Source organism: Methylophaga sp. UBA3192 (assembly GCA_002363955.1).
Taxonomy (GTDB): domain Bacteria; phylum Pseudomonadota; class Gammaproteobacteria; order Nitrosococcales; family Methylophagaceae; genus Methylophaga.
Window position 1 is genome coordinate 148,267 of sequence record DEXE01000006.1, and the last position, 23,254, is coordinate 171,520.

Here is a 23,254-nt window from a genome sequence, read left to right on the forward strand (position 1 = left end):
AAAGCCATGCCAATTGCTTTAGATTGAGGCTATATCTGCCGTGACGGCAATTCCTAGCAGTAAGAGAGCCTGATGGACCTGAATTTACATGACATACATGCCGAGTCAATTGAGCTGGCTCTGGATCGGGCGCGACAATATCGCTCATTGTTAGAGCCTGAAATCGCGGAAAGTATCTGTCTGGATATCCTTAATATCGAGCCGGAAAATCAGGCCGCATTAGTGGTTTACATCCTGGCACTCACGGATCAGATCAGTATCAGTGGCAGTCAGTCGCCGTTTCAGGACATTGAAGTAGCGATCGCAAAACTGAGCAGCGAATATAAACAGATTTACTACACCGGGATTGTGCTGGAACGGCGCGCCCGCTTTATGCTGACCCAGCCTATGTCGCGGGCCTTTGCCTACGATTATTTTATTAAAGCGTTAGAGTGCTATCAGCAGGCTGAGCAAATGCGTCCGGATCACAATGATGAAGCCATTCTGCGCTGGAACAGCTGTGTGCGTACCATTCAGCGTGAAAAACTCGAACCGTTGTCGGAGACTGATCAGATTGTTATGAGCCGGGAAAGCTGATGGCCTTATTGCAAGTTAAAAAGCGCCTGATGGCGATGGCCGGTCTGGTGCTGACCGTGTATTTAATCTTTCATATGCTCAGTAATCTGAGCTTTTTCAGTCCCGAGCAATATCAGGTGTTTTATGATTTTTATAATCAACCGCTGATTCGCTGGCCTTTATGGCTATTAGTGGCAGCGTCATTGGTGTTTCATGTGATTGTGGCGGTGCAAATCCGACTGCATAACAGCAAGGCCAGAGTTCATGCCTATCATCACCGGCAGCATCATTTTATTCCCGCCTGGCTGGTCTCCATCGTTATCACGCTGATTCTGCTGTTTATTGTCTGGCATATGGCGCAAATGTGGTCATTTGGTGGTGCTGATATATACGGCCAGACAGTCACCTTATTCAGTTCAGTCTGGCAATTAGCGATTTACCTGGGGGGCGTGCTATTAATAGGACTGCATTTGCAGCATTCGTTAACCAATGTGTTGCAAACCCTGGGCAAAACCTCAAAACAGTTTTACTGGATCAGCACTGCAATTGTCGTGTTATTGGTGGTGGGATTTGCCATCGTGCCAATAGTGGCCTACTGGAAAGCATAAATGACTGACGAACAACCATTAGACAGCTTTTCCCCGAAAGGTCCGCTGGAACAACGCTGGACCCAGCATAAATACAATCTGCGAGTAGTCAGTCCGGCTAATCGAAAACGTTACCGGGTGATTGTGGTAGGAACCGGTCTGGCAGGCGCTTCTGCAGCGGCGTCACTTGCCGAAATGGGGTATCAGGTTAAGACTTTCTGTTTTCAGGATAGTCCGCGCCGGGCACACAGTATTGCGGCTCAGGGCGGTATTAATGCTGCCAAGAATTATCATAATGATGGGGACAGTGTCTGGCGCCTGTTTTACGACATGATTAAAGGCGGTGATTTTCGGGCCCGTGAATCCAATGTATTCCGTCTGGCGGAACTGAGTACGTCGATTATTGATCAGGCTGTAGCGCAAGGTGTGCCATTTGCCCGTGAATACAGTGGTTATCTGGCCAATCGTTCATTTGGTGGTGCGCAGGTATCCCGAACCTTTTATGCTCGCGGCCAAACCGGACAGCAGTTATTACTTGGTGCCTATCAGGCGATGAGCCGGCAGATTGCTGAAGGTCATATCGAACATTTTTCCCGTTGTGAAATGCAGGATCTGATCAAAATTGATGGCAAGGCCAAAGGGATTGTGGTCAGGGATTTACTGACCGGGGAATTAAGTTCGCATCTGGCCGATTGTGTAGTGCTTTGTACTGGTGGCTACAGTAACGCTTTTTACCTGTCGACCAATGCCAAAGGCTGTAACACCTCGGCTATCTGGCGTGCCCATAAACACGGCGCGTTATTTGCCAATCCCTGTTTTACACAGATACATCCCACCTGCATTCCACAACATGGTGAGCTGCAATCCAAACTCACGTTAATGAGCGAATCATTGCGCAACGATGGTCGCATCTGGGCACCGAAAAATCCTGCCGATTGCGGACGCGATCCACGGGATATTCTGGAACAGGATAGGGATTATTTTCTGGAGCGCATGTATCCGGCTTTTGGCAATCTGGTGCCACGCGATATTGCCTCACGGGCGGTCAAACATATTTGTGATGATGGACGTGGCGTTGGGCATGAAATCAATGGTCAGAAGCTGGGTGTGTATCTGGATTTTGCTGATGCCATCAAAGAACAGGGTGCCGATGTCATCAATGAAAAATATGGCAACCTGTTTGATATGTATCAGCGGATCACTTCTGAAGATCCTACTAAACAACCAATGCGAATTTATCCTGCGGTACATTACACCATGGGGGGATTGTGGGTGGATTACAATCTGATGACCTCAGTTGATGGTCTGTTCGCCGGTGGTGAAGCCAACTTTTCCGATCACGGTGCCAATCGTTTGGGGGCCAGTGCGTTAATGCAGGGCTTGGCAGATGGCTATTTTATTCTGCCGACGACGGTATCCGATTATCTTGCCCGACAAACGCCTTTGGAAGATAAATACTATCCCGAAGTGCAGCAGGCTATGAACTATTCGCAATCGCGTCTGGATCGACTGTTAAATGCGCCTGAACCTAAACAAACGCCCGATCATTTTCATCGTCGGCTGGGTAAGATCTTATGGGATCACTGCGGCATGGCACGTAATGAATTTGCTTTAAAGCAGGCGATTGAAGAGATTCAGCAACTACGTGAACAGTTTTGGCGTGAAATCAAAATCAGCGGTAACGATAAACAGCTGAATCAAACCCTGGAAAGAGCAGGCCGGGTTGCCGACTTTATGGAACTGGGTGAGTTAATGTGTATTGATGCCCTGAGCCGTGAAGAGTCCTGTGGCTGTCATGCCCGTGTAGAACATCTGACCAGCAACGGTGAAGTGCAACGGCGTGATAACGATTTTGGATTTGTTTCTGCCTGGCAATTTACCGGTGACGTTGTGCAGCCAAAACTGATCAAAGAGCCTTTGCATTTTGATTTTGTCAGCCCCGGGATACGGAATTACCAATGAATTTTATTCTGCATATATGGCGTCAGGCTTCTCCCCAAGACGACGGGTTTTTTGAAAAGCATGAGTTGGAAGTGGAAGCAGAATCTTCTTTTCTGGAAATGCTTGATGCCTTGAATGAACGGCTTATCGGTCTTGGAAAAGAAGCGATTGTCTTTGATCATGACTGTCGTGAAGGGATCTGTGGCAGTTGCAGTCTGGTGATTAACGGTGAACCGCATGGACGGCATCAGGCCACTACGACCTGTCAGCAATATATGCGTGACTATCATGATCAGAATGAATTATGGATTGAACCCTGGCGAGCTACAGCGTTTCCGGTGATAAAGGATTTGATGGTGGATCGCAGTGCGTTTGATCGTATTATTCAGGCGGGGGGCTACATCCCTGTCAGAACCGGCGCTGCGCCGGAAGCCAACACTCAGCCAGTCGCTAAACCCGTCGCTGACAAAGCGTTTGATGCAGCAACCTGCATTGGCTGTGGTGCTTGCGTGGCGGTATGTCCCAATGCCTCAGCTACATTGTTTATCGCAGCCAAAGTCAGTCATTTGAGTAGTCTTCCACAGGGACAGCTGGACACAAAGCGTCCCGCCAGAATGTTAGCCCGTATGGAAGCTGAAGGCTTTGGCAGTTGCAGTAATTACCGGGAATGTGAGCGGGTTTGCCCTAAACAGATCGGTACAGATACCATTAGCAAAATGAATAAACTGTTATACCAACGTTAACCCCGGCAACATTCATGATTAAATAACCCCGGAATCTGCCATTACGGCAAGTTCTGTTACATCATTGTATAACGCGCTTAACCCCCTTCCGGAGCCTCTAGATGGTAGAAGATCTGCTCAGCAAACTTGATTCAATTACGGATAAACGTCGGGTGGTGCTGATATTTTCGGCCGAAGATGAGCAGGAAGTTCAAGATCAGATATTGCCTAAATTACCCGAGCAGCAATGGGAAATCGAACTCAGCAATTTTCAGGCAGCACAACAGTATCAATTTGCTGATGATCAATTGGTGATCAGCTACCTCAATGATGAATGTCTGCGAGATTTGATGTTACAGGCGCGTGAACAGGAGTGGACAATAGGCCTGTTACCGCATCCCGGAATGAAACACGCACGTTACGGGTTTGGCATTGCTGCCAACTTAGATGATGCCCTCAGCGATATTATGAATAACGATGCATCGCAACTGGATTTGTTGCTATGCAATCAACGTCCGGTTTTCAATTCGGTCATTGTGGGACAAACTTTTACTCTGGTGCCCGGTGAAGCAATGGTTGAGCCATTCTGGGCTCGCGTTCGACGTTTCTGGCGTTTAATGCGCAGTCTGAAAGAAGTGCGTTTTACCCCCTTTACCATTACCACGCAGAAAGAAAAGGTTGTTGAAACCGCTGCTTTCGGAATCGTGGCGGTTGAGCATGGCAGAAGTTCAGTTTTATCACGTCGTTTTATGCCTGACTCCAACGCCAATGATGGCATGTTGCATGCTTTAGTACTGGCGCCGCGAAGCGTATTTGAAATGTTACGGTTTTTATTTGCTTCATTGTTCATGCGCAATATCTGGAGCCGAAATAACCCGCCGTTTATAGGTTTTATTAAAAGCAGCCAGTTAAAGCTGGAAACCAGTAAACCTATTAAATACAACCATGATGAAATGGTATCTGAAGCAGAGCAATTGGAATTTAACGTTGAGCGAAGGGCCGTTCGCCTGATACCCGGACGTTTGCTGGCATTAGCTGAAAGTGGCGGAGAGCAGAAGGAAATCGTTCGAACACAGGCATTGCCATTGGGCAAAGCTCGTAATGAACTGATCAGTTATCCATTGCCATGGATGCATCATGCGGCTCCGGAAGAGTTCAAAGATTTATTTATGATGATGCGAGAGAGTGCCAAGGCAACGCCTGCCTATCTAACGCTGATGGTGCTATCTACATTACTGGCTGCGTTCGGTTTATTTGCCAATTCCATTCCAGTGGTGATTGGGGCAATGATTCTGGCACCGTTAATGGGACCAATTATTTCGATGTCACTGGGCACTCTGCGTCAGGATGATTCTTTGATGCTGGAAAGCGGTAAAAGTATTGCGATAGGTACAGGGCTTTCCTTGCTATGTGCCATGCTTATCGCTTGGTTCATTCCGCTCAATAATATTAATACCGAAATTGCAGCTCGTATCAGTCCGACGTTGTTGGATTTAGGTGTCGCGGTGGTGTCTGGTATTGCCGGTGCTTATGCGCATGCTCGTGCTGAAGTGGCCAAAAGTCTGGCCGGTGTGGCGATTGCGGTGGCCTTGGTGCCGCCATTAGCTGTTGCCGGTATTGGTCTGGGGTGGCTCGACTTTACCGTGTTTTTCGGGGCATTTCTGTTATATCTGACCAACCTGGTGGGCATTATTCTGGCGGCGTTAATTACCTTTATGGTTCTGGGATATAGTCCATTCCATCGCGCTAAACGTGGTTTGATGCTGACCCTGGTCATGGTCGCCATTCTGGCTATTCCACTGGCCATTGGTTTTGAGAGAATGGTGGCGGAAAACAATGTGTTACGTCAGCTGGATGGTCAGGAAATAGCAGGGGTCAAGCTGGTGGATGTCAATGTCAGACCACGAGATCCACTCATTATCAGTTTGACGATGGTATCGAAAACCGCAGTGGATGATGCGGTAATGGATGAAGTAAAACAGGAAATTGAACGCCGTTTACAGCAGCCGGTTGTATTGGAAATTGCCGTCAGGGTGATTCGATAAAAAACAGCTCAGACCCCAGAAAAAAACAGGGTCTGAGCTGTCAATCATTAAGGTTTGCGAAAACGTAAGGTCATACGATCACTTTCACCAATCGCCTGATATTTTGCTTTGTCTTTTTCGTTATCGACTCGCAGGTTTGGTGGCAATGTCCAGACACCATTGGGATGATCAGCGGTATCAGCAGGGTTGGCATTGATTTCGGACTTTTCTTCCAGTACGAATCCTGCCTTTTCAGCCATTGAAATGACATATTCTTCGGTTAGATAACCGCTTTTTTTCATCACGGCCAGCGGTGTGCCCGGTTTGGCCCGATGGTCTGTTACGCCGAGAATGCCCCCGGATTTCAGAACATTAAAAATAGCGGTAAATGCCTGATCAGCGAAATCTCCCTGAACCCAGTTATGGACATTTCTGAATGTCAGTAAAGCATCTACACTGTTTGGCTCAGCAAACTGCCAGTCAGTTTCCGGGCCAAATTCGGTCACCAGCACTTCATCATATAGTTCTGGAGAGGCTTTCAGCCAAGTGTTATATTCCTCACGAAGTGTTTGTCTGTAGGCAGATTGTGTGTCAGCAGGAAATCCCGCCGCGATTAGTTGGCCTTTACCATGTTTTAACCATGGAGCAAGGATTTCGGTATACCAGCCACGTCCAGGCCATATTTCAGCGACCCGCATATCAGCAGTAATGCCAAAGAACATCAAGGTTGCTGATGGATGGCGAAACATATCCCTGAGTCTGTTGCTTTCAGCACGTTGAGGACTATCAATTGATCTTTGCAATGAATCGTCAGCACCAGCTATTTGATTGAAAGGCAGAAGAGCCGCAAAGAGCACAATAGAAAAGATACGTTGCACATACATAATGAACTTCCTGTTTAAATCGAGGTTAATACATTACTAACTGACTGCATGATACGCTCAAGGTTGCTGGAAATAGTTACGTTTTCCGGCTTAAATTTGTCTTCTGGTAACTTAGCGGGTAGTTTGAAAGGGAAGACCACCATACGCCACACACTGATATTCTGTATCTGCCTGTCGCAAGTGTGTCCAGAGTAAACTCATTGTGATTAAGATATAAACAAATATGTCAGATAACAAAGATAAACTGAAAATTGCCTTATTAAACATCCATGGCTTGATTCGTGGCCACGACCTGGAACTTGGTCGGGATGCCGATACCGGTGGTCAGACACTTTATGTACTTGAACTGGCCCAGGCCTTATCCGAACAGGAAAAAGTCGGTGAAGTGTTACTGATTACCCGGCGAGTTGTAGACGAAGAAGTCTCACCGGATTATGCCCGTCCTGTCGAACAGCTTAACGATAAACTAAAAATCATTCGCATTGATGCCGGACCTGATGCTTATCTGGCGAAAGAACAGATCTGGGAACATCTGGATACGTTTGCCGATAATCTGGTGGATTATTTCCGCAGACAGGCGTTTTTACCGGATATTTTGCACAGTCATTACGCTGACTCCGGGTTGGTGGCATCACATATCGCCAACCAACTAGGCATTCCTCTGATACATACCGGTCATTCATTGGGACGTGTTAAACGCAGAAGACTCTTGGCCAGTGGCGTGGATATTGCCCAACTGGAACAGCAGTACAAAATGACTCAGCGCATCGAGGCGGAAGAAATTACCCTGGCGACGGCAGAGCGGGTAATAACCAGTACCCATCAGGAAATTGAAGAGCAATACGAGCTGTATGATCATTATCAGCCAGCACAAATGCGTATTGTGCCGCCGGGTACCAATGTTCAGCAATTTACCCCGCCAAAAGGCGATGAGTTGCAAAGTGAATTATTCAAACGTATTACCCAGCATCTGGATGAACCGGAAAAACCGATAATTCTGGCGTTATCCCGTCCAGATAAACGTAAAAATATTGTCAGTTTGATTGAGGCCTATGGTCAGTCTGAAATATTGCAGCGACATGCCAATATATTGATTATTGCCGGTAACCGGGATGATATTGATGATCTGGAACGTGGTGCGCAGGAAGTGTTCCATGAACTTCTGGTAGCGATTGATCGTTATGATCTTTATGGCAAAGTCACCATCCCCAAACATCATCGTCGTGATGAAGTGCCACTGATTTACCGTATTGCTGCTGCCACCATGGGAGTATTTGTCAATCCTGCCCTGACTGAGCCTTTCGGTCTGACACTGATTGAAGCGGCTGCCAGCGGCTTACCGATTGTTGCCACTGAAGACGGTGGCCCCAGAGATATCATGGCCAATTGTTTAAATGGTGAATTGATTGATCCTCTGGAAGTTTCCAGCATCAGTTCAGCGATTGAAAAGTTGATTCTGGACCAGGAATATTGGCAGCAGTGCCAGCAAAATGGATTAAAGGGCGTAACGCAACATTATTCCTGGCATGCCCATGCCAAACGTTATCTGGAAATCATTGAACCGATAGCCGCCCGGACGGAGAAACTGTTACGCCTTCCGGTTGAACGTCGTGAATCCGGACGCGATGAGAGGGCATTGGTCACCGATCTGGACTTGAATCTGGTGGGTGATGATGAATCCTTGCAGGCGTTGGTGAATTTGCTTCGTGAACATCGTAAAAGTACCAAGTTTGTGATTGCTACAGGGCGGCGGCTGGATCAGGCTCTGAAGTTGATGAAAAAACATCGTATTCCAGAACCGGATATTCTGATAACCAGTAGTGGCAGTGAGATTTATTACGCACCCAAACTGACACCGGATACGGCGTGGACCAAACATATTGATCATTTATGGTTGCCACACCGGGTCAGCAAACTACTTGATGAGGTTCCCGGTCTGGAGCGTCAGCCCAAGTCAGAACAAAGCCAGTTCAAGCTGAGCTACTACATCAATCGTGAGCAGGTCGATGTTGAAGAGGTCAAATCGTTGTTGCACCGTGAAGAATTATCAGTGCATGTACAATTAGCATTTGGTCAGTATCTCGATATTATGCCGTTAAGGGCGTCGAAGGGCATGGCCTTGCGGTTTGTGGCTGATCGTTGGCAAATGCCATTGGAACGTATCTGTGTCGCAGGTGGTAGTGGGGCGGATGAGGATATGATGCGTGGTAATACCCTGGCTGTCGTAGTGGCAAACAGACATCATGAGGAACTGTCACAGCTGGAGGATTTCTCACATATTTATTTCGCCCATAAACCATTTGCTGCAGGGATTATGGAAGCAATTGAGTATTACAATTTTTTTGAAATCCATTCTGAACAAGCAACAGGTTCACGTTAAATGAGTGCAAGACTATTACTCTGTACCGATATGGATCGCACGGTGATCCCTAATGGAATGCAGGCAGAACATCCTGATGCACGCCGGCGGTTCCGTAAGTTCTGTCAGTCTGAGCAGGTTTGTCTGGTTTATGTGACTGGGCGTCATCGCCAGTTGGTTGAAAAAGCGATTCGTACCTACAGCCTGCCTTCACCGGATTATATTATCAGTGATGTAGGCACCAAAATATTTCAGTTTAAAGATAAACACTGGCAAGAAGTGCAGAGTTGGTGTGATGAAATTGCAAAAGACTGGAACGGGCGGTCACACTCAGATCTGAAAGCCTTACTGAGTGATATTAAAGATCTGCAATTGCAGGAGTTCAGTAAGCAAAACACACACAAGCTGAGTTTTTATCTGCCGCTCTACCTCAATAAAGATAAGGTCATAAATGAGGTGCATAGCCACCTGCAAAAAAATGGCATTAACGCTTCGGTGATGTGGAGTATTGATGAACTTACTAATGTCGGTTTGCTGGATGTGTTACCAGAAAATGCCACCAAACTACATGCGATTGAATTTCTGCAAAACCGGCTGGGCTATGCTGATAATGAGGTGGTTTTCGCCGGAGACAGTGGCAATGACATGCCGGTATTGGCGAGCCCCATACAATCAGTGGTGGTCCATAACGCATCAGATGAAATCAAAGCCATGGCGCAACAACTGGTCGCCGAAAATGGTCATCCACAATCACTCTATATTGCTGTCGATCCAGGTCCACTTGGGATGAACGGCAATTACAGTGCCGGCGTTTTACAAGGTGTCTGGCATTACATCGAGGGGTTAAGACAGCAACTAGAAGCGAGAGATCATTCATGAGCCAGCAACCCGCATTAGCCATTTTTGGTGAAGTTTTATTCGATTGTTTTCCGGATGGTGCAAAAAAACTGGGAGGGGCACCGTTTAATGTTGCCTGGCATTTACAGGCGTTTGGTGATCAGCCTTTATTTATATCCAGTGTGGGCGATGATGAACAGGGTCAGCAGATCCGCAAGGCAATGCAACAATGGCAACTTGCAACTGACGGCCTGCAAACTGATAAAAATCACAGTACGGGAGAAGTGAAGGTCAGTCTGCAAGGCAGTGAGCCCTCCTATGAGATAACAGCCGATCGGGCTTATGACTTTATTAGAACAGCAGAGCTGCCTGGTCTGCGCAATGATGCCATTGTTTATCATGGTTCATTAGCCTTGAGGAATCCTGTATCGCAGGAAGCTTTTGAGTTTCTGACACGGCCAGCATCCGTTTCCGTCTTTATGGATGTCAATTTACGCGCTCCCTGGTGGAATAAAGAAGATATTTATAAATGTCTGGAGCGGGCTCGGTGGTGCAAGCTTAATCAGCATGAGTTAGTCGAACTTGGTTTTAATTCAGCCGATTTGCAGCAGGATATGACTAGAATGCAAACGCATTTTCAGCTGGAACAGCTTATCGTGACGCGGGGTGAAGACGGTGGCATTGTACGTTGCAATGATGGAACGTTTTATGAGCAAAAACGTATTGCTGCTGATAAGTTGGTTGATACTGTTGGGGCTGGCGATGCCTTTAGTGCCATGTATATTCATGGTCTGCTAGCCGGCTGGCCAGTGCAGAAAATATTGCTGCATGCCCAGCAGTTTGCCAGCAAGGTGATAGGATTACGTGGAGCGGTCAGCGAAGACCCTGCCTTTTATTCTGAATTCACATAACGATTTGTCAGAATTATCCGACTCTTAAATCAGGAAATTACATGTACGAACAGCAATCTCATTCGCTTCTGAATGCCATCCTGAATCAGATTGAACCTGAGTTTGCCAAAAAGGATCTGCGTTATTTTTATACGCGGCTTGGTGCCAATTTTTATGCCATTCATTCGTTGTTTGAAAGGCTCTATGGTAAACGTCCGGATTTTGCTGAACAGGCGCAACGACTGGTTGAAACGCTGGCCAGACAATATATTGATCGCTCTGATGAATTACGTGCCAAAGATATAGAGCGGGAACAGGATTACAACTGGTTTCTTAGTCAGAAATGGGTTGGTATGGCCTTGTATTGCAATGGTTTTGCCAAAAACCTGCAAGGCATGCGTGAGCATCTGCATTATTTTCAGGATTTGGGTATTAATCTGGTTCATGTCATGCCGATTATGAAATGTCCTGAAGGTAAAAGTGATGGCGGCTATGCGGTCAGTAATTTCCGGGAAATTGATCCTCGTGCCGGTGACTTAAATGATTTGCGGGCATTAGCTGACGATTTACGTCAACGCGATATGTTGCTGGTGATGGATGTGGTGTTAAATCATACCTCGGATCAGCATGAATGGGCACAAAAAGCCCGTGATGGCTATTCGCCTTACCGTGATTACTTTTATACCTTCGAAAACCGTCATGTCCCGGATATGTTTGAACAAAGCATGCCGGAAGTGTTTCCGGAAACCGCACCGGGTAATTTCACCTGGAATAAGGAAATGCAACGCTGGGTCATGACGGTGTTTAATGAATACCAATGGGACCTGAACTACAGCAATCCCACTGTATTTATTGAAATGCTGGATATTATTCTGTTCTGGGCCAATCAGGGTGCTGATATCGTGCGTCTTGATGCGGTGGCTTTTTTATGGAAAAAAATTGGCAGTACCTGTCAGAACGAACGTGAAGCGCATTTGATTTTGCAATTGATGAAAGACTGCTGTCAGGTTACGGCGCCGGGTGTGCTGTTTATTGCTGAAGCCATTGTCGCCCCGGTAGAAGTCACCAAATACTTTGGGGAAGATGCCGTTATCGCCAAGGAATGTGAAATCGCCTATAACGCCACATTTATGGCTTTGTTATGGGATGCCGTGGCGACTAAAAATGCCAGGTTATTAAATCAGGGCATTAAAAGTCTGCCTGTGAAACTGGAACGTGCCACCTGGTTAAACTACATACGTTGTCACGATGATATCGGTTTGGGCTTTGATGACAAGGATATCGAGCTGGCGGGTTATGAGCCGCGAGACCACAGACGGTTTCTGATCGACTACTTCACCGGTCAATTTGCTGATTCACATGCCAGAGGTGTGCCGTTCGGTCAGAATGATAAAACCGGTGATGCCCGTATTTCCGGTTCTTTGGCATCTCTGGTCGGACTGCAGCATGCGATGGATATCGGCGATGAAGAGGCAATTGATGATGCTGTGCGCATCATTGTGTTATTACATAGTCTGATCCTTTCATTTGGCGGTCTGCCATTGCTTTACTATGGGGATGAAATCGGTACGACCAATGATGAAAGCTATCGTAATGATCCGGTCAAAATGGATGATTCACGATGGGTGCACCGACCATTTATTGATTGGCAAAAAGCAGAAAAACGTAATGTGCCTGGTACGGTTGAGTATCTGATTTTCAATCAGCTGAAAACCTTGATTGCCGTGCATAAAGAGCTGGATGCGTTTGCGGATTTTAATAACCGCGATCTGGTGGATGTAGATAATCCGCATTTATTTGTATTTGAACGCTATCACTTGCAAAAACCGGCTGATCGAGTGTTGGTAGTGGCGAACTTTGACCGTAAATCACAACGGCTGGATCTGGACCAATTACCCAGATGGTCACAATCCCATCAAGGACAATTAGTTGATGCCGTTACTGGACAAACTCCGGAAAAATTCGGTAATACCGTGGTGATTCCACGCTTTGGTTTTTACTGGTTAACCGAAGTCTGATCTGGTTTTTATAACTTGCAATTTTCGTCTGGACAGGATTTGCCACCAAATAAACGCGAAATCGGATGTCGGAAGCGGGCAAAAAACAGATAGGCCAAATCTGCGAACCAGCGAATGACCGGCCACCGCAAAATTTGCAACCATTTATGATGGCCGACCAGTCCCCAAGCCCTGGCAGTTACATCCAGACCAGTGATGATTTGTCCATTGGCTAATTGACCATGTAAACGTTTATCGGCGGCGACCACATCGATATAGGGATAACGATACACAAAGTCGATGGCGTGAATATCTTCAAAATGCAGTCGTTTTCGATTATCCAAGCGTTTTAGCATCGAAATTTCTTTACTGCACAAAGGACATTGTCCATCAAAAAATACCGTTAACTGATGCATCTTGTTTTCTCGGTTGAAAGCATGTGCCAATCAGACGTTATTTCCTCGGCTTAGTTCTCTGGGGCCGAACCTATGCCAGGTGGCGCAGTCTCTGAACTGAACACGTTTTTGTCTTCACTGGAGTTTTGAGAATCATGAGCACAGGATTATTCTGGTTTACCAATGATCTGCGACTGCATGATCAGCCTGCATTATGGAAAATGCAGTCGGTCGATAAACTTATCTGTGTGTTTTGTGTTGATCCTCAGTGGTTCAGACCAAATGGATTAAATGCTAAAGCGATGGGTGAGCGTCGTTACCAGTTTCTGTATGAATCCCTGTCGGATCTTAACAAGCAATTACAAGCAGTAGGGCAGGTGCTGATTATCCGGCAGCAAACGCCACATTCCGCACTGTCAGAATTAATTGAAATGTATCAGGTCGATGTAATTGGCCGTAGCCAGCATGCTGGCGTCTATGAAAACCGGCACTGGCATTTGTTGCAGCAGCAATTTCCAGATCATCAGTTTTTCACTGAAGTCAGTCATACGTTATTTACTGCCGAAGATCTGCCATTTGCTGTTAAAGATCTTCCAGGAAGTTTTACGCAGTTTCGCAAACAGGTTGAAGATTTGCCACTGCCAAGACCTATGTCATCCCCACAGCAGTTACCTCCTCCACCTGGGCCGATGGCAATCGAGGCTCTGTCATCACCCGTTTTAAAAAAATCTGTTTTTAAAGGTGGAGAAACGGCTGGCTTAATGCATATCAGTGCGTATTTTGCAGCAGATTTGCCGGCAGATTATAAAAATGTCCGAAATGAACTGGATGGCTGGAACAATTCGACCAAATTTTCACCCTGGCTGGCTCAGGGGTGTCTTTCAGTCAGGCATCTGCTTTCCAGACTCAAACAATACGAACAGCAGAAAGTCAGTAATGATTCAACTTACTGGATTTATTTTGAACTGTTATGGCGTGAATATTTTCAATGGTATGCCCATCGATATGGTGCCAGATTATTTCGTTTTGACGGTATCAAAAACACCAGAAGCCGCCGTTGCTATTATCCGGAGCGATATCAGAAATGGTGTAATGGCAACACGCCTTATCCGTTAGTGAATGCTTGTATGAAACAGTTAAATGAAACGGGCTATATGTCCAACCGTGGCAGACAGATTGTCGCCAGTTATTTTATTTATGAGTTGAACCTGGACTGGCGGTTTGGCGCGGCCTATTTTGAACAGCAATTGCTTGATTATGATGTGGCTGCCAATTGGGGCAACTGGCAATATATCGCTGGAGTGGGGGCTGACCCGCGTGGTGGACGACAATTTAATATTGAAAAACAAACGCGACAGTATGATCCTGAAGGGGAGTTTATCCGCCGCTGGCAGGGTGATATTGATATTATTCCCCTGGATTCTGTCGATGCTGCTGACTGGCCAATTATGCCACCTCCCAGACAATGACACTGTGTTTGAGATAACAAAGCCATGACCATCTACAGCAAAAAAATCAACGTATAATGCGGCGTCATTTAAGATTGACCAATAAGTAACATATTTGAATTGCCATTACGGCGTTCTAACACTGATAATTGCTGTAAATACCTCAAAATGCTATCCGGAGAATATATGACACTTGCCTTTGCTGCTGTGGTGCTCGGTCTTGCCTTGCTGGTTTGGAGTGCGGATCGATTTATTGATGGTGCTGCCGTCTCGGCACGCTATTTTGGAATGCCACCGCTGTTAATCGGTATGGTGATTGTTGGTTTCGGCACTTCAGCCCCTGAAATGGTGGTTTCTGCTTTGGCTGCAACCCAGGGAAATCCGGGATTGGCTCTAGGCAACGCTTATGGCTCAAACATAACCAATATTGCATTGATTTTAGGATTGACTGCCGTATTGAGTCCTATAGCAGTACATTCGCAGGTCTTACGCAAAGAACTTCCTATATTAATCGCGGTAACCGCGCTTGCTGCGTGGCAATTAGCCGATGGTGAATTATCCAGATTTGACGCCGGTATTTTGATACTGGTGTTTTTTGTATTGATGGGCTGGACCATTTATCAGGGAATGCAGAAATCGCCGGATGCATTCGGCACTGAGATGGAAGCGGAATTTAATACCGAATCAATGTCTTTGAAAAAAGCCCTGATATGGTTATTTGTCGGTCTGGTATTTTTGATTATCAGTTCACGGGTTTTGGTTTGGGGTGCGGTTGAGATTGCCACGGTTCTCGGCGTCAGTGATTTGATTATTGGTTTAACCGTTGTCGCTATCGGTACATCATTGCCTGAACTTGCCTCCTCGTTAATTGCGGTAAAAAAAGGTGAGCACGATATTGCGTTAGGCAATGTGATTGGCTCCAATTTATTCAACACGCTGGCGGTAGTAGGTATTGCCGGATTGATTCATCCGTTTGCAGTGCCAGATGAAATATTGACCCGTGATGTAGCGATGATGGCGGGGTTAACTATCCTGTTGTTTATCTTTGGCTTTGGTATCGGCAGACAGGGACGAATCAACCGATTGGAAGGCGGCTTTTTCATGCTGGCCTTTGTTTCGTATACTGCTTATCTAATCAGCACTATCGTTACCTGAGCAGGCCTAGACATGATGGATTGGTTAATACAACTGTGGGAACAGAACTCGGCATTAATTCTGGCCATTGGTTATAAGCTGGTGATGACGGTGGTGGTATTGATAGCGGCTACCATCATTTCCCGTTTGATACGACGTGTATTTAATAATGCCAATTTCAAGTTTAATAGCATCGATCCGGCGGTCATCAAACTATTCAGTTCAACCATGGCTTATCTGGTCTATGCCGTTGCGGTTTTAATTATTCTGGATATGTTCGGCTTTAATACGACCAGTATTATTGCTTTGCTTGGTGCGGCAGGATTGGCAGTGGGTCTGGCGTTGAGAGAGACACTGAGCAATATTGCTGCCGGAATCATGTTGTTGTTTTTAAAACCTTTCCGGCTCAATGATTTTATTCAATGTGGTGAACTGGTCGGAGGCGTGCGTGAAATCGGTTTGTTTACGACTATTCTGGAAACACCGGATGGTTTGTATATTTCAGTACCCAACAGTCGTTTGTGGGGAGCTCCCATCACCAACTTTACCCGTAACAGTAAACGGCGACTGGAAGTGATTGTTGGTATTTCCTATAGCGATCCCATTGATGTGGGGCTGGAAGTTCTCAACAATATTGTGAAAAGCCATCCAGCTTTACTGGAAACGCCCGCACCACAGATTTTTGTCTCTTCAATGGGCGAGAGCTCGATTCAATTACATATGCGAGCCTGGACCACTATTGATGTGTACTGGAATACCTATTGGGAGTTGAACAAGATTGTCAAGGAGCAAATTGAAGCGGCTGGATTGACAATTCCATTCCCTCAGCGGGTGCTGACGCTTGCCGATAATTTAACCGTTTCGCAAAAGCAAAATGATCCTGAATCCGAAGCCAACACCAAATTGAGTCAGCACTAGGGCTTGTTGATCTTGCATCTCCAGCATTGGTCGCTTTGAAATATTTGCAGCCCCAAATATATTTGTGACTTGCATCACATAAATTTTTATAAGATACTCCCGCTCTTAAGTGTTTGATTACTAAGGATTGGGTATGAAGACGGGGCTTGGCGACGTAGATGATGAATGTCTACAGGTCGTACTGGACATAATCAGTGATGGCGTATGGGATTGGCACGCAAACACAGGATACGTATACCGTAGCCCTGGATGGTTTCGGATGCTGGGTTATACTGCCGCAAATACACCTGCTACTGTCGCATTTTGGGAACAATGCCTGCACCCGGAAGATTCTGGGCGTGTTCTGGAACATTTTGATAATTATATTCATAACCATGCAAGCACCTACCAGATTGAATACCGCCTGCGTAAGTCTGATAATAATTATGTTTGGATAGAGGATCGCGCCAGAATCATTGAATGGAATGAAGATGGCTCGGTCGCGAGGATGATTGGAGCGCACCGTGATATCAACGAGCGTAAACTCAATCTGGAGCGACTGGCGCAGCAGAATCATTCGTTGGAAGATTTGGTAGAAGAACGAACTCACCAGCTTATCCAAACCAATGCCGAGTTGGAAAGTAAAATTGCTGAAGTTCAACGTCTGGCCGAAACAGATACACTCACTGGTGTTGCCAATCGTTATCGGTTGGAAAAAACACTGGAACTGGAAGTGGAACGAGCTGAACGTTTTCATCAACCGTTATCGGTGATTGCACTTGATATAGATGATTTTAAAATCGTCAATGATGAGTTTGGTCATGCCAATGGCGATATGGTTCTGGTACAAATGAGCCGGTTGTTGAAAAAGAATATCCGTGAAATTGATTTGCTGGCGCGCTGGGGCGGTGATGAATTTATGATTCTGTTGCCAAATACCGCGCTTGAAGCCGCAGCACATACCGCCGAAAAACTACGTCAACTGATTGTTGATGCCAATCTTGATAAACGTGCGACGATAACAACCAGTTTTGGGGTGGCACAGTTACGTCAGGGCGAGTCCGCCATGCGCTTATCGATTCGTGCCGACAACGCTCTGTATCAGTCTAAAGAATCCGGAAAAAACCGAATCAGCTCCTAGGGATTGTTGATCTTTCATCTCCGCCTCTGTTGTGAGCTGAAAAAGCCTCAATCAAGGCATGATGAACGCAGTTTGTGAGATACATCCATCTATCTCACCCCTTTGGGGCTGACGCTCAAAAACGTTTATCTCCATGGATGGAGTGTATGCAAAAGCAATGTCTTGAACATTGCTTGTCCCGGCGTTTTTGTAGTTATTCTGAAAAAGCGACGAGAGCGCAGACCTCCCTGGCGCGCCGGCATACTGTCCATCCGTGGAAATAAGTGGCGCTTTATTCAGTTACAACAGAAGCTTTAAACTAGCCTGGCCCAGAGATCATGTTCATCGGCTTCTTCAAATTCAACTTCTACAATATCGCCGACGTTTAAATGCGTTGCATGATCGATAAATACCTGACCATCAATTTCCGGCGCATCAGCACGACTACGACCGACCGCACCTTCTTCAACCACTTCATCAATAATTACAAAATCACGTTTGCCGACTTTCTGTTGCAAACGTTGAGCACTGATTTCAGCTTGTTTGGCCATAAAACGGGCCAGACGTTCTTCCTTAACGTCTTCCGGAACCGGATCAGGAAGCTGGTTGGCCACTGCACCATCTACCGGTGAGTATTTAAATGCTCCGGCTTTATCCAATTGGGCTTGCTCCAGAAAATCCAGTAATTCTTCAAACTCACCTTCGGTTTCACCTGGAAAACCAACAATAAACGTACTGCGTAAGGTAATTTCCGGACAAATAGCGCGCCAGGCTTGAATCCGTTCCAGATTATTCTGAGAGGAGGCCGGACGCTTCATTAATTTCAGGATGCGCGGGCTGGCATGCTGAAATGGAATATCCAGATACGGCAAAATCTTGCCTTCAGCCATCAACGGAATGACGTCATCAACGTGCGGATATGGATAGACATAATGCATCCTTACCCAAATGCCGAGTTCACCTAAAGCTTTGGCCATGGCGGTAAAGCGGGTGGCAATTTTTTCACCCTGCCATTCATATTCAGCGTATTTCAGATCTACACCATAAGCACTGGTATCCTGCGAAATCACCAGAATTTCTTTTACGCCGGCATCCGCCAGGCGTTTGGCTTCTGCCACCACCTGATTAACGGGGCGGCTGACTAAATCGCCACGCATTGACGGGATAATGCAGAAGGTACAACGATGATTACAGCCTTCGGAAATTTTCAGATAAGCATAGTGGCGGGGAGTAAGCTTGATACCTTCTGGTGGTACCAGACTGATAAACGGATCATGGGGTTGAGGAAGGTGTTTATGCACTGCTCCCACCACTTCTTCCAGCGCATGAGCACCAGTGATTTCCAGCACTTGAGGATGTTTTTCACGAATGGTGTTGTCACGGCTGCCCAGACAGCCGGTCACAATAACTTTGCCATTATGTGCAATGGCCTCGCCAATACTTTCCAGTGATTCTTCCACCGCGGAGTCGATAAAGCCGCAGGTATTTACCACGACTAAATCTGCATCGTCGTAATTTGCAGAAATCTCATATCCCTCGGAACGCAGTTTGGTAATAATACGTTCGCTGTCGACCAGCGCTTTGGGGCAACCGAGACTGACAAATCCGACCTGTGGAGCTTTCATAAGCGTAACCTGTGACTGGTAGAGTGTAAAAGGCCGCTATTCTATCGCGTTTGATGGGATCTGTTGATCTTTTCATGGTCTCCGGCAGTGTGGCGATCAAATATCAACAGGACTTCCGTTGATTGCAAATCCATAAATGCAAAGCAGCCAAATTGTACTGAGCAATTGTGTGTCCTGGTTTATCCGCGCATAATTTACAGTACCAGTGGCATACCCGAGGTGACTGTGATGATAAAAGCGATTTTATTTGATATCAGTGGTGTATTACACATGGATAACATGCCGATTGCCGGTGCCATTGAAGCACTTCATCTGGCACGCAATGAGCAATTGGTGGTGCGTTTTGTGACCAATACTTCCCGTAGCACCAGTACCGACACACTGCAATCCTTACTGCGAATGGGGTTTGATTTAAGCGTTGATGAAGTTCTTACCGCACCGGGTGCTGTGAGATTAGCATTGCAGCAACGCGGGTTACGTCCATATTGTCTGGTGCATGAAAAACTGCGTCCGGAATTTGCCGATTTGGATCAGAATTTGCCTAATGCGGTTGTGGTAGCGGATGCGGCTGAAGGTTTTACCTACGAGAATATGAACCGGGCATTTCAGCTGATAATGGATGGCGCGCCTTTATTAGGTATAGGACTGAATCGTTATTTTCGCCAGAATGAACAACTGCTTTTGGATGCAGGCCCTTTTATAACTGCGCTGGAATATGCCTGTGATGTCGAAGCCGAGATTTTGGGGAAACCGGCCAAAGGCTTTTTTCAGACAGCGGTTGAGTCAACCGGATTTACAGCAGAAGAAGTGTTGATGATTGGTGATGATGCTTTTGCTGATGTAGAAGGGGCTTTGACAGCAGGATTGCGGGCATGTCTGGTGCAAACAGGCAAGTATTCACCAGGCGACGAAGATAAAATCCGTCAGCCTGGTGCCTGGGTCTGTCATTCCGTTGTCGATGCTGTTAGTCGAGCGGTGAAACAACCTTAATCTCATTCAAACAGATAAGCGCCATAGCCGACAACACTGTCTTTTTTGCCAACCACATCACCCGAGTTACTCAAGGACATGATTTGACCTGACATGTTTTCATTTCTGGCGTATTCCAGAAATCCCCGGATAGCGTCACATCCGCAGGCATGAAATTTATCTATCTCATGGTTATCCATACTGATAATGGCCTGAGAAGTAAACTGATCAATTTTGCGTGCCGTTTCATAATCCAGATAATGGCTAAGATCCGAACTGATCACAATTAACGATTTAGCATCTTTGGTGGCTGTTCCCAAAACGTCAGCTATCAGTGAAGTACTGGCCTTGCCGGTTAGCAAAGGCACAATTTCAAAATTATTTAATGAATACTGCAAGAAAGGTAACTGTACCTCCAGACAATGTTCGTTGTCATGCGGACTTTCGTAGGTTTCTACACCTTTAATCCGACTTAAATGTGGGTAGATTTTTTTGTCTATCGCCACACTACCCATAGGACTTGCAAAATAATCAGCCTCACTCATTGCAATGCCCTTAAAGTCTGTTCGGTGAGATGGACCAATTAAGATGACACGTTCGATATCATCGGCAATCTCTACCAGCGACTGATAGGCTGCGGCGGCCACCTGACCGGAATAAAAATATCCTCCATGCGGCACAATAAGTGCTTTGGCACGATGATGGATATGGTCTGAGGGTTTATCAAACTGTTTGTCCAACAACTCTTCAAGCTCTGTTGAACGGGCGGGATAATACAAACCTGCAACTGCACTCGGGCGAATCGAAATCATGGTATTTATCCTCAAGTCTATGGTCTGCGATGCTCATTATTTATTAAGAGCAACTCAACGGCATTCCTTGCGCCTTGCCTGATATATTTTCAGCCACAACAGAGCTGGCTCTGAAAGAAAACATACCCTAACGAAGGCTTTGGATGATCGAGTATTCGCTTCAATTTGATGATTTTCAAGCGGGCTTTTTGCCGTTCAAAACGATCAATCCCCGGACGCTAGAGTTGCTGGGCATTGATCGTTTACAGGAATTTTTCCCTAAATATTATTGTGGTAGAGATGAGACAGAGTGGTGCGCAAACCACTTATTTTTCAATGATTTACGCTTCCCCTTTTTGCAGTAATAGTTCATATTCTTCCATGGTGATAATGCCTCCTTCCAGGGCCACTTTGGCTTTCTCCGCATCATCGATGACATCCTGAACCGCGTCCAGACGTTTCCAAACGGGTAAGGGGGTCTGACATTCAGCTTTGGGTACGTAACGTGATTCGCTGATACGTTTATAACGATGAATATAACGCGGACAATTCTGAAACATATCTTCAATGGTCACTTTAACCACCAGTTCGGCTTCATGGAATAACGCGAGATCTTCAGGATCACGGCTCAGTTCAGCAATACCATGAACCCGAACGCGATGCGGCGTTTCAAAATCGATAAACAGCATGCCGATTTTTTTATTGGCATCAATATTCCCCATCGACAGATACATACCGTTACCATCAAGACTTGGAAAGGCAAGTGTTTTGTCATCGAGAATTTTTACAAAGCCAATATCGCCGCCTTTGTGTGAACAGGTTGGAAAACCACGGTGATCGACTGTGGACAGGAAAAAGAAATCACGGCTGGCAATAAATTCACGATGCTGATCAGTAATGTAGTCCGTGATAATGGCTTCACCAACCCGATCGGCGAGTTTCTCTTTATTGAATTCCTGTTGTAGCTGTCGATGTTGTGCGCCATAGATTTCAGTCATAAATTTTCTCTCTGTTGTTTGATTTTTGAGTGGTCGACAGTTGAGCATTGTCTTGGTGGACTGTCAAATGGTCAACAATCCAGCCAGGGCGCATTTCGTGCGAAATAATTTTGTAAATAAGCAATGAGAATCTGACTACGCCGTGGCAGGTAACGTGTTTGAGGATACACCGCAAAGATACCCAGCTCATTGTCATGCATATAATCCCGCAGGATAACCTGCAGTTGTCCAGACTGTACTGCCTGATAACAGATAAAGTCTGGTGAGGTGATGATGCCTTGCCCGGCAATGGCGGCATCACATAGAAAATTGCCATTATTAGCCGTAAGTTTGCCTTGTAAGTGCAAGTTAATCAGGCTTCCATCTTGTTGAAACTGCCAGCTTTCAGAGGTATTCCTATAATGCAGAACCGTGTGATTGTTAGTGAGATCGGTTGGGATGATGGGGGTTCCATGATAGGTCAGATATTCCGGACTGGCACAGACCACCAAACGGGTAGAAGACAGTTTTTTGGCAATCAACGTTGAATCCTCAAGCCTGGATATACGTATCGCTAAATCAAATCCATCCGCAATCAGATCCACCAGTCGGTCATTAAAGTCGATCGACATTTCAATTAATGGGTGTATCAACTGAAATTCCTGTAAGGCGGGTCCCAAATGCATCAGACCAAATGATACCGGGGCCGAAATCCGCAGTTTACCGCTGAGTTCTGCTTCAATATCAGAGATCTGTGCTTCTGCTTCGGCGATATCATCCAGCAGACGTAGGCAATGTTGATAATAACGATGTCCGGCCTCTGTGAGCGTCTGTCGTCTGGTGGTGCGTTGCAACAAGGTGACATTCAGCCGTTTTTCCAAGTCCTTGAGCCTACGGCTGACAGCTGACTTAACCGTATCAAGTTGATCAGCTGCGAGACTGATACTGCCAGCTTCCACAATCCGTTTAAAGGTTTGCATATCTTCAATCTGGTTCATTGCCGCTTCCTTTATTGTTCATTTTATATCAACAATAATTTCTTTATAGCATTGTTTATCTAAATATAAAGAACTATAAAATGGCACCGTACTTATCTAATAAA

Annotated in this window: 20 protein-coding genes; 14 read left to right on the forward strand and 6 right to left on the reverse strand. The window is 46.0% G+C overall.

The annotated features are described in order from the left end of the window. Positions 1–72 precede the first annotated feature (72 nt). The 5 genes from B2337_RS07795 (at position 73) to B2337_RS07815 (ending at position 5,850) form a co-directional block, all read left to right on the forward strand. Positions 73–576, forward strand: coding sequence for a hypothetical protein (locus B2337_RS07795; protein WP_292413138.1), 504 nt, complete (start codon positions 73–75; stop codon positions 574–576). Continuing rightward, the gene (locus B2337_RS07800) at positions 576–1,163 is read left to right on the forward strand and encodes a succinate dehydrogenase (RefSeq protein WP_292413139.1); all 588 of its coding nucleotides are present in this window, start codon (positions 576–578) and stop codon (positions 1,161–1,163) included. Before B2337_RS07795 ends, B2337_RS07800 begins: the two co-directional genes overlap by 1 nt. Beyond that, on the forward strand, positions 1,164–3,104 hold the full coding sequence (locus B2337_RS07805; protein ID WP_292413140.1) for a fumarate reductase/succinate dehydrogenase flavoprotein subunit: 1,941 nt from the start codon (positions 1,164–1,166) through the stop codon (positions 3,102–3,104). Then, the gene (locus B2337_RS07810) at positions 3,101–3,826 is read left to right on the forward strand and encodes a succinate dehydrogenase/fumarate reductase iron-sulfur subunit (RefSeq protein ID WP_292359950.1); all 726 of its coding nucleotides are present in this window, start codon (positions 3,101–3,103) and stop codon (positions 3,824–3,826) included. Before B2337_RS07805 ends, B2337_RS07810 begins: the two co-directional genes overlap by 4 nt. A 101-nt stretch (positions 3,827–3,927) precedes the next feature. Continuing rightward, positions 3,928–5,850: a TIGR00341 family protein gene (locus B2337_RS07815; RefSeq protein WP_292359949.1), complete on the forward strand. Its 1,923-nt coding sequence runs from the start codon at positions 3,928–3,930 to the stop codon at positions 5,848–5,850. Between the two features lie 47 nt (positions 5,851–5,897). Here B2337_RS07815 and B2337_RS07820 read toward each other — a convergent pair whose 3' ends face one another. Further along, a complete protein-coding gene (locus B2337_RS07820) occupies positions 5,898–6,713 on the reverse strand; it encodes a class I SAM-dependent methyltransferase (RefSeq protein ID WP_292413142.1) in 816 nt (271 codons plus the stop codon). A 223-nt stretch (positions 6,714–6,936) separates the two neighbouring features. Here B2337_RS07820 and B2337_RS07825 point away from each other — a divergent pair, with 223 nt between their 5' ends. From B2337_RS07825 to B2337_RS07840, 4 genes are read left to right on the forward strand one after another with little or no spacing between them, the layout of a single operon-like run. Continuing rightward, positions 6,937–9,093 carry an HAD-IIB family hydrolase gene (locus B2337_RS07825; protein WP_292359946.1) on the forward strand — a complete coding sequence of 719 codons (2,157 nt, stop codon included), beginning with the start codon at positions 6,937–6,939 and terminating at the stop codon, positions 9,091–9,093. After that, positions 9,094–9,951 (forward strand): HAD-IIB family hydrolase, encoded by an 858-nt coding sequence (locus tag B2337_RS07830; RefSeq protein WP_292359944.1) that lies wholly within the window; start codon positions 9,094–9,096, stop codon positions 9,949–9,951. Then, positions 9,948–10,820, forward strand: coding sequence for a carbohydrate kinase family protein (locus tag B2337_RS07835; RefSeq protein ID WP_292359942.1), 873 nt, complete (start codon positions 9,948–9,950; stop codon positions 10,818–10,820). The genes B2337_RS07830 and B2337_RS07835 overlap by 4 nt, the downstream gene beginning before the upstream one ends. 41 nt (positions 10,821–10,861) lie before the next feature. After that, on the forward strand, positions 10,862–12,817 hold the full coding sequence (locus tag B2337_RS07840; RefSeq protein WP_292359941.1) for an amylosucrase: 1,956 nt from the start codon (positions 10,862–10,864) through the stop codon (positions 12,815–12,817). Between the two features lie 8 nt (positions 12,818–12,825). Here B2337_RS07840 and B2337_RS07845 read toward each other — a convergent pair whose 3' ends face one another. Beyond that, positions 12,826–13,212, reverse strand: a complete 387-nt coding sequence (locus tag B2337_RS07845) for a thiol-disulfide oxidoreductase DCC family protein (RefSeq protein WP_292413143.1) — start codon at positions 13,210–13,212, stop codon at positions 12,826–12,828. Between the two features lie 134 nt (positions 13,213–13,346). Between B2337_RS07845 and B2337_RS07850 the strand changes: the two genes are divergently transcribed. From B2337_RS07850 to B2337_RS07865, 4 genes are all read left to right on the forward strand, one after another. Further along, positions 13,347–14,660: a DASH family cryptochrome gene (locus tag B2337_RS07850; RefSeq protein WP_292413145.1), complete on the forward strand. Its 1,314-nt coding sequence runs from the start codon at positions 13,347–13,349 to the stop codon at positions 14,658–14,660. A gap of 165 nt (positions 14,661–14,825) precedes the next feature. Further along, the gene (locus B2337_RS07855) at positions 14,826–15,794 is read left to right on the forward strand and encodes a calcium/sodium antiporter (RefSeq protein ID WP_292359938.1); all 969 of its coding nucleotides are present in this window, start codon (positions 14,826–14,828) and stop codon (positions 15,792–15,794) included. A 12-nt stretch (positions 15,795–15,806) separates the two neighbouring features. After that, on the forward strand, positions 15,807–16,691 hold the full coding sequence (locus B2337_RS07860) for a mechanosensitive ion channel family protein (RefSeq protein ID WP_292359937.1): 885 nt from the start codon (positions 15,807–15,809) through the stop codon (positions 16,689–16,691). A gap of 133 nt (positions 16,692–16,824) precedes the next feature. Then, positions 16,825–17,811, forward strand: a complete 987-nt coding sequence (locus B2337_RS07865; RefSeq protein ID WP_292359936.1) for a sensor domain-containing diguanylate cyclase — start codon at positions 16,825–16,827, stop codon at positions 17,809–17,811. A gap of 293 nt (positions 17,812–18,104) precedes the next feature. Here B2337_RS07865 and rimO read toward each other — a convergent pair whose 3' ends face one another. After that, positions 18,105–19,415, reverse strand: a complete 1,311-nt coding sequence (gene rimO, locus B2337_RS07870) for a 30S ribosomal protein S12 methylthiotransferase RimO (RefSeq protein ID WP_292359934.1) — start codon at positions 19,413–19,415, stop codon at positions 18,105–18,107. A 228-nt stretch (positions 19,416–19,643) separates the two neighbouring features. On the opposite strand from rimO, the gene B2337_RS07875 reads away from it, so the two are divergent. Beyond that, positions 19,644–20,405 (forward strand): TIGR01458 family HAD-type hydrolase, encoded by a 762-nt coding sequence (locus tag B2337_RS07875; protein WP_292359933.1) that lies wholly within the window; start codon positions 19,644–19,646, stop codon positions 20,403–20,405. A 2-nt stretch (positions 20,406–20,407) separates the two neighbouring features. Here the strand turns inward: B2337_RS07875 and amrB are convergent, their stop codons facing one another. From amrB to B2337_RS07890, 3 genes are all read right to left on the reverse strand, one after another. Continuing rightward, on the reverse strand, positions 20,408–21,196 hold the full coding sequence (gene amrB / locus B2337_RS07880) for an AmmeMemoRadiSam system protein B (RefSeq protein WP_292413146.1): 789 nt from the start codon (positions 21,194–21,196) through the stop codon (positions 20,408–20,410). 320 nt (positions 21,197–21,516) lie between these two features. Beyond that, entirely contained in the window at positions 21,517–22,173 is a 657-nt protein-coding gene (locus B2337_RS07885; RefSeq protein WP_292413147.1) for a pyridoxamine 5'-phosphate oxidase family protein, read from the reverse strand. A 71-nt stretch (positions 22,174–22,244) separates the two neighbouring features. Then, complete coding sequence (locus tag B2337_RS07890; protein ID WP_292359927.1) at positions 22,245–23,150, reverse strand: LysR family transcriptional regulator; 906 nt, start codon at positions 23,148–23,150, stop codon at positions 22,245–22,247. Positions 23,151–23,254: the final 104 nt, after the last annotated feature.